This is a genomic window from Agrococcus sp. HG114, assembly GCF_024723325.1.
Taxonomy (GTDB): Bacteria; Actinomycetota; Actinomycetes; order Actinomycetales; family Microbacteriaceae; genus Agrococcus.
The window spans coordinates 1-7006 of sequence record NZ_JANQCH010000119.1 but is presented as its reverse complement, the minus strand read 5'-3'; the positions used below and the strand labels follow the sequence as shown (position 1 = coordinate 7006).

General features: G+C 75.9%; 6 protein-coding genes. 2 read left to right on the top strand and 4 right to left on the bottom strand.

What is annotated here, in order from left to right:
- On the bottom strand, positions 1–1228 hold a 1228-nt coding region (locus tag NWP09_RS10535), incomplete at its 3' end, for an acyltransferase (RefSeq protein WP_258275469.1).
- A 125-nt stretch (positions 1229–1353) separates the two neighbouring features.
- On the opposite strand from NWP09_RS10535, the gene NWP09_RS10530 reads away from it, so the two are divergent.
- Positions 1354–2316, top strand: coding sequence for a DNA topoisomerase IB (locus tag NWP09_RS10530; RefSeq protein WP_258275468.1), 963 nt, complete (start codon positions 1354–1356; stop codon positions 2314–2316).
- Positions 2317–2326: 10 nt separating this feature from the next.
- On the opposite strand, the gene NWP09_RS10525 is transcribed toward NWP09_RS10530, so the two are convergent.
- Positions 2327–4363, bottom strand: a complete 2037-nt coding sequence (locus NWP09_RS10525) for an acyltransferase family protein (protein WP_258275467.1) — start codon at positions 4361–4363, stop codon at positions 2327–2329.
- A 157-nt stretch (positions 4364–4520) separates the two neighbouring features.
- On the opposite strand from NWP09_RS10525, the gene NWP09_RS10520 reads away from it, so the two are divergent.
- A complete protein-coding gene (locus NWP09_RS10520) occupies positions 4521–5657 on the top strand; it encodes an FAD-dependent monooxygenase (protein ID WP_258275466.1) in 1137 nt (378 codons plus the stop codon).
- 4 nt (positions 5658–5661) lie between these two features.
- Here the strand turns inward: NWP09_RS10520 and NWP09_RS10515 are convergent, their stop codons facing one another.
- Both NWP09_RS10515 and NWP09_RS10510 read right to left on the bottom strand, forming a co-directional pair.
- Positions 5662–6114 (bottom strand): hypothetical protein, encoded by a 453-nt coding sequence (locus tag NWP09_RS10515; RefSeq protein ID WP_258275465.1) that lies wholly within the window; start codon positions 6112–6114, stop codon positions 5662–5664.
- 52 nt (positions 6115–6166) lie between these two features.
- A partial coding sequence (locus tag NWP09_RS10510; protein ID WP_369010421.1) for a class I SAM-dependent RNA methyltransferase occupies positions 6167–7006 on the bottom strand: 840 nt, incomplete at its 5' end.

Genomic DNA, 7006 nt, shown 5'->3' with positions numbered 1-7006 from the left:
CGGCGACCCACTGCTGCAGCTCCGCCGACGAGGCCGCGCGCGGCGCGGAGGTCGCGTGCGTCGTGATCGCGCGCTCCTGCAGCGCGGGCGCCACGCTGATCGCGACAGCCGCTGCCGTCGCGACCGCCGGCAGGAGCGGGACGAGCCGCGGCGTCGCCCGGGCGGTGTGGGGACGCGGCCGGCTCGCCGCGGCGATGAGCCTCGTCGAGCCCCACGCGAGCCCGATCGAGACGGCGAGCACCGCGAGCCCGGGCAGCAGCCCGACCCCGTCCGCCTCGCCGGGGAAGAGCGCGACGAGGCCCTTCAGCACCGGCCAGTGCCAGAGGTAGAGGCCGTAGGAGATGCCGCCGATCCACACGAGCGGCCGCCACTGCAGCATCCGTCCGACCGGGCCGGAGCTCGCCCCGTCGCCCGCGAGCAGCACGAGCAGCGCGCCCGCCACGGGCCAGAGCGTCACGGGACCGGGCTGCGGCAGGTGCTGGGGCAGCAGCCCCGCGGTGAGCACGAGCGCGAGCCCGACGATCCCCATCACGGCGCGAGCGCGCGCCGAGCGCGGGATGCGCGCGAGCACGAGCGCCGCGAAGCCGCCGAGCGCGAGCTCCCATGAGCGCGCGAGCAGGTCGTAGTAGGCGGCGACGGCGTCGTCGAGCACCGCCCAGGTCGCGTACGCGAACGAGGCGAGCGCGACGGCGCCGAGCGCGGCCCCCGCGACGACGCGCGCGCGCCGACGCGCCCGGCCCCCGAGCACGAGCGCGATGAGGCCGACGGCGATGATGCACGCGGCGGTGAACTGCCCCTGCACGCTCATCGCCCAGAAGTGCTGGAACTCCGACTTCGTGAGCCCGGAGTCGAGGTAGGCCGTCGCTGTCGAAGCGAGCCGGCCGTTCATCCGGTAGGTCGCGGCGGCGTAGAGGTCGTGGGCGACGCGGTTGAACAGCAGCGGCCCCGAGGCGATGAGCGTGATCGATCCGGCGACGACGAGCACGATGCCCGCCATCGGGAAGAGCCGCTTCGCCTGCCGCCACAGCGCCGCGAGCACGCCGACGCGGCCGCTGCGCTCGACCTCGCGGACGAGGCTGCTCGCGAGCAGGTACCCGCCGATCGCGAAGAACACGTCGACGCCGCCCGAGACGTTCCCGAACCAGATGTGCGACGTGGCCACGAGCAGCGACGCGATCGCGCGGAAGCCCTGCAGGTCGAGGCGGCGAGGTGTCGGATGCGCTGTCATGGTTCGGGCGGACCGGTCGCGCGAGCGGCGTGGCACGGCAGTCCGACCTGCGATCCTACCGCGAGCGCCTCCCGCCGCCCCGGTGTCCGGCGGATTCCCAGGAGCGCCGCCACTAGCATCCGGCTATGGCGAGGCTCCGCAGGGCGCATCCGCGGGCCGACGCGGGCATCCGCCGCCGCCGCTCCGGTCGGGGCTGGTCGTACGCGCACGACAACGGCCGGCGCGTGTCGGCCGAGGACCGGGAGCGCGCCGAGTCGCTCGCGGTGCCGCCCGCGTGGACCCAGGTGTGGATCGCGGCGGATCCGCTCGCCCACATTCAGGCGGTCGGCATCGACGCCGCGGGACGCATGCAGTACCGCTACCACCCGGAGTGGCGGGAGCGCCGCGACCGCGTCAAGCACGAGCGGGCGCTCGACCTCGCCGAGGCGCTGCCTGCGATGCGCAGGCGCGTGACGCGCGACCTCGCGCTCGAGGGGCTGCCGCGGGAGCGGGTGCTCGCCGCGGCGCTGCGCATGCTCGACGCGGTCGCGATCCGGGCGGGCGGCGACGCGTACGCGGAGGAGCGCGGCACGCGCGGCCTCATGACGCTGCTGTGCCGCCACGCGACCGTCACGGGCGACGCGGTGCGGCTGCGGTTCCCGGCGAAGTCGGGGCAGCGCTTCGACGTGACGATCGACGACCCCGCGCTCGCCCGCTGCGTCGAGGAGCTGCTCGAGCGCCGCTCCGGGCGGTCCCGCCTGCTCGCGTGGCGCGACGCCGACGGCGCCCACTCCCTGCGCGACGCCGACCTCAACGCCGCGGTCCGCGAGGCGACGGGCGGCGAGTTCACCGCGAAGGACTTCCGCACCCTGCACGGCACGCTCGTCGCCGCGGAGTCGCTCGCGCAGGCGCGGGATGTCGCGACGAAGACGGCGCGCGCCCGTGCCGTGCGCGACGCGATCCGCGCGGTGTCGGAAGCGCTCGGCAACACCCCGGCCGTCGCGAAGTCGAGCTACATCGACCCCGAGGTGTTCGAGCGCTTCGAGGCGGGCGAGACGCTCGGCCTCCGCGGCTCGCGCGAGCGCGCGCTCCTCGACCTGCTGCGGTAGCGCCCGCCGATCAGCCCTTCGTGCGCGGCAGGAGCTCCTGCATCAGCACGGCGACGCGCTGCATGGCCCCTGCGGCGCCGAGGTGGCGCTCATCGGTCCAGGTCGGGACGCCGCGGACGACGAGCGGGCAGAGCATGCGCTCGACGTCGCAGTACCACCCGAGCGTGTCGACCGCATCCGCTCCCGCCTCCTCGAACACCGCGTGCATCTGCAGGTGGCGCTGCAGCTGCTCGGGCTGCAGGCGACTGCTGCACGAGTCGAGGGGAGCACCCGCCGCGTGCGCGAGCATGCACCCGTCGATGTGCGCGGCCGGCGGCGGACCGTCGAGCCACACGGTCCCGACGCCGAGCGCCGCGAGCCGGTCGACGAGCTCGACGGTGCCGGTCGCGAGCCGGCGCCCCACGTCGTCGCCGAGGTGCTCGTAGCCGTCCCCCGCCCACCAGGCCCCGTAGCTGATGACGACGAGCTCCGGCCGCCGCTGCTCGGCGAGCTCGAGCACGCGCTCGATCTGCGCATCGCACACCCACGCGGCCTCGCCGAGCTGCTCGTCGACGACGGACGACGCGGAGAACGGGCAGAGCGCACGGCCGAGCAGCTGCACGTCGGCGATGCCGGCGAGCGCCTTGCGCACCGGCAGCGCGAGGGTCACCGCTTGCGAGTCGCCCACGAGCCACACCTCGCGCCCCCCGCTGCCCGGCGTCTCGAACCGGCAGCGCTCCTCGAGCGACACCTCGACCGTCACGCACCCGTGCACGAGCCACTCGGCGGAGTGCCCGGCCTCCCCGACCACCCCGACCGTCGCGGGCGCGGGCGCATCGACCGCGTCCGCGATCCAGTGCTCGAGCTCGGCCTGCGACCCCGGCTGCGGCGCGGCCGATGCCTGGGCGACGATCGCGCGCTCCTGGACGGACGGCGCGATCGCGATGCCGATCGCCGCGGCCGCCGCGAGCGCGGGGACGGCGATGATGGGCGCGCGGCGCATCGAGCCTCGCGTCGCTCGCCCCAGAGCGCGGAGCATCCGGGTCGACGCCCAGGCGATCGCGATCGCCGCGGCCAGCACGGCGAGTCCCTGCACGACGCCGACGCCGGCGGCCTGCGCGGGATCGATGACGAGCAGCCCCTTCAGCAGCGGCCAGTGCCAGAGGTACACGCCGTAGGAGATGCCGCCGAGCCAGACGAGCGGCGGCCACGCGAGCGCTCGCGCCACCGGCCCCCGGGCGCCGCCCTCCCCGGCGAGGAGGATGAGGAGCGCGCCCGAGACCGGCCACAGCGACACGAGGCCGGGCTGCGCCCACTCGACGGGGAGCAGGCCGGCCGTGAGCACGAGCGCGAGCCCGGCGACGCCCATCGCGGCGCGCGTCGCCGTGCCGAACGGGATGCGTGCGAGGACGAGCGCGGCGACGCCTCCGAGCGCGAGCTCCCACGCGCGCGCGAAGGTGTCGAAGTAGACCGGCACCGGGTCGAGCGCGAGCTGCGCGGTCGCGTACGCGAACGATGCCGCCGCGACCGCGGCGAGCAGCACCGCGACGCTCGCGCGGGCGTCCCAGCGCGGGCGTCGCCGCAGCAGCAGCGCGAGCCCCGCCACCGCGACGACGCACAGCACCGTGAACTGCGCCTGCACCCCCATCGCCCAGAAGTGCTGGAACGCCGACTTCGCGTGACCGGCGTCGACGTAGGCGGTCGCCGACGCCGCGAGCCGCCAGTTCTCCGAGAACGTCGCCGACGCGAGGACGTCGCCGGCCACCCGGTCGATGAGCAGCGGTCCCGCGGCGATCGCCGTGCTCGCGCCGACGACGAGCAGCACGAGGCCGGCCATGGGGAAGAGGCGCTTCGCCGTCCTGCGCAGCTGTCCCAGCACGTCGATCCGCCCGGTGCGCTCGACCTGGCGCATCAGGCTCCCCGCGAGCAGGTAGCCGCCGAGCGCGAAGAACACGTCGACGCCGCCCGAGACGTTGCCGAACCAGACGTGGTAGCTCGCCACGAGAAGGGAGGCGATCGCTCGCAGGCCCTGGATGTCTGGGCGGCGAGGAGGGGCAGCGGCGGTCATGGGGCTTTCGGAGGGGGAAGGACGAGCCGGGTCCCCGTCGACCGCGAACCCCCAGGGTACCGCGCCGCCCGCGACGACGACGCCTCCCCGAGCTGCGGCTCCGCGCCGTCGCGCGGGGCGGATGGCGCCGCCCAGGCTCCGCCGCTACGGTCGGCGCATGCACGCGATCATCTCCGGCGCGGGGGTCGCGGGCCTGACGCTCGCCGGCAGGCTCGCGCTCGACGGCTGGAGCGTCGACGTGATCGAGCGGGCGGCGGCGCCGAGGTCGGCCGGCTACCTCATCGACTTCTTCGGCCCGGGCTTCGACGCCGCCGAGCGGCTGGGCCTGCTGCCCGCGCTGCGCGAGCGCGCGCACGCGTACCGCGAGGTGCGCACGGTCGACGCGTCCGGGCGGGTGCGCTCCCGCATGCCGGTCGCCCTCGTCGAGCAGGCCGCGGCCGGCCGCTACCTCACGATCCTGCGCCCGCAGATCGTCGAGGCCCTGCTCGCGGGCCTGCCCGACGGGGTGCGGATGCGGTGGGGCACGCAGATCGAGACGGTGCACGACGGGGCGCGCGGCAGCGTGCTGCTCTCGGACGGCGAGCGCCTCGAGGGCGACGTGCTCGTCGGCGCCGACGGCGTGCGCTCGCGTGTGCGGCGGCTCCTGTGGGGGCCGGACGAGCAGTTCGTGCGGCCGATCGGCGGCCTGCTGGCCGCGGCGTGGATCGGCGAGGACCGGGAGCTCGCCGCCGACCTGGGCGGCCACGTCGCGATGCAGGTGGAGCTCGACCGGCAGCTGCTCGCCGCGCCCGTGAGCGAGACGGAGGTCACCGGCTTCGCGGTGCTGCGCGGCGTCGAGCACCAGGACGCGCGCGCGGCAGTGGTCGGGATGGGCGTGCTCGGGCGTCGCGCGGTGCGGAGCGTGCGCGAGCCCTACATCGACGCCGTCGCGCAGACGGTCGTCGAGCCGTGGGTGCGGGGCCGCGCGGTGCTCGTGGGCGACGCCGCGGGGGCGGTCTCGCTGCTCGCCGGCCAGGGCGCGTCGCTCGCGATCGCCGGAGCCGAGCGGCTCGCCGAGGAGCTCGCGTTCGCGCGCCACCCGAGCGATGTCACCGCGGGCCTCGCCGCGTTCGAGCGCGAGTGGCGGCCCGTCGTCGAGCGCGAGCAGGCGCGGGGCCGCCGGAACGCGAACGCCTTCGCGCCCCACACGCGCATCGAGCTCGAGGCGCAGCGTGCGCTGTGGAGGGCCGCCGCGATCCCGGGCGTCGCCGCGCTCGTCGCGCGCGCGGCGGGCGGCGTGACGAAGGCCGGGTAGCGCGTCAGCCGTCGTGCTCGTCGAGCGCGTACTGCCGCTGCCACGACTCGGGGCGCGGGATCCGGAGCCCGTACAGGTAGCGGATGAGCTGCCCGTGGTGCTGCGCCTCGTGCTCGAGGAGCGCGAGCGCGTGCAGCCAGTCGCCGTCCGACTCGAGCTCGCCCAGCCACCGCTCGACGTCTGCGGCGGTCGCCTCGAGGGCGGCGCGCACCGTGCGCGCATCCGTCATGGCGTCCCCCGCGAGGGGGCTCGTGAACCCCTGCCACGAGCCGGCTCGCGCCGCCCGCGGATAGCTCTCGCGTGCGCCGAGCACGCACCAGAGCTGCCCGCCGATCGTGTTCGACGGCAGTCCTGGCAACCGGGAGTCCAGCTGCTCCGCGCTCAGCGAGTCGATGAGGTCCAGGTAGAGCTCGTGGGAGCGCGCGAACCGCTTCGCGAGCACGTCGTCGAAGGCCATGCCGCCGATGATGCCCTGACAACGGCGGAGAGCGGAAGCCCGCGGGGACCGCTCAGCGCCGGAAGGACGCGACCGCCTCGACGTGGTGCGTATGCGGGAACAGGTCGAACGCCTCGAGCGAGTCGAGCCGCCAGCCCGCCTCCCCGAGCAGCTTCGCGTCGCGCGCGAGCGCGACCGGGTCGCACGCGACGTAGACGATCTGGGCCGGCTCGAGCCCGACGAGCTGCTCGACGACGTCGCGGCCCGCACCCGCGCGGGGCGGATCGAGCACGGCCACGCCGCGCGAGAGCCGCTCGCGCTCCGCTCGGCTCGCGCGCTTCGCGAGCTCGCGCAGCCACCGGTCGACGCGCCCGGTCTCGGCGCTCGCGCCGATCCACTCGGCGAGGTTCTCGCTCGCGTGGTCGGTGGCGACCTCGTCGGCCTCGACGCTCGTCACGCGCGTGCGCTCCCCGAGCAGCTCCGCGATGGTCGCCGCGAACAGCCCCACGCCGCCGTAGAGGTCGAGCGACCAGCCCGTCGCGTCGACCGCGTCGACGTCGATCGCGCGACGCACCGCATCCGTCAGCACCCCCGGCGCCTCGCGGTGCACCTGCCAGAAGCCCGAGCGGTCGAGCTCGAACGCGCGGCCCCCGACGGTCTCGACGATCGTGTCGGTGCGGCCGCGCTCGGGCTCGCCCTCCATCGCGATCACGTCGACCTCGCCGCCGTGCTCGACGTAGTCGACCGCGGTGACGTGCGGCAGGCGCTGGTCGAGCTGCGCCGAGAGGCGGATGCCCTCGGTCGCGAGCGGCAGGTCGGTGACCGGCACGACCTCGTGGCTGCGGGGCGCGAACGGCCCCTGGCGGCCGCGGCCGTCGACGTGCAGCCGCACGCGGGTGCGCCAGCCGAGCCC